General features: G+C 61.3%; 1 protein-coding gene. It reads left to right on the top strand.

All coding sequences use genetic code 11. The annotated features are described in order from the left end of the window. The coding region (locus BS626_RS18035; RefSeq protein WP_170870485.1) for a type VI secretion system Vgr family protein at positions 1–839 on the top strand (839 nt) is incomplete at both ends.

Here is an 839-nt window from a genome sequence, read left to right as displayed (position 1 = left end):
GGCCAGTCACGTTACCGGGTTGATGTGCATGGCTGCACGGAATGTCTGGATGTCTTGCACTTCAGCGCGGTGGAGTCCCTCAGCCAGCCCTGGCGCTATGACGTGGCGGTGACCTGCACCTCTGGAGATATCGCCTGCGAAACGTTACTGCTGAAGCCGGCGTCATTTACCTTCCAGACCCCGATGTTTGACGGGACACCGGCGCTGCCGGTCCGGACGGTATTCGGCGTGGTAAAATCGTTTCGCCGCGTCTCCTCGTCGAATGATGAGACCCATTACGCGCTGACCCTCGTTTCCCGTATCGCCCTGCTGGAGTATACGCAAGGGAGCGAAGTCTACCTCAATCAGTCGGTTATCGACGTGGTGGAGCAGGTCTTGCGCAAGCACGGCCTGGAAGGGCCCGATTTTGCGTTCCGGCTCTCCCGGGAGTACCCCTCCCGGGAGCTCATCACCCAGTGGCGGGAAACCGATCTTGCGTTTATCCAGCGCCTGCTGGCGGAGGTGGGGATTTACTGGCGCTTTGAAATGGACGGCCGTCTTGAGCAGGACGTGGTGATTTTTCAGGACAGCCAGCAGCAGTATGAATTTGGCGTCACGCTGCCCCTGCGCAACCCGGCCGGGATGAGCGACGGCGGGCGGGAGAGCCTCTGGGATATTCAGACCGCCTGTAACGTGGTCAGCGCAAGCGTGGCCACCCGGGACTACAACTACCGCGAAGCCCTGACGCCGCAGGACAGCGCCGAAAGCATCTTCAGCAAGGAAGGGATCACCACCGGGGAAACGTACCACTATGCGGAGCCCTTCCTGACGGCGGGTGACGCTGAAAGCACCGAGACCGG

It is taken from the genome of Pantoea sp. 1.19, assembly GCF_001922585.1.
Taxonomy (GTDB): Bacteria; Pseudomonadota; Gammaproteobacteria; order Enterobacterales; family Enterobacteriaceae; genus 1-19.
The sequence above is the reverse complement of the archived record's forward strand: the minus strand, read 5'-3'. Positions and strand labels throughout refer to the sequence as shown.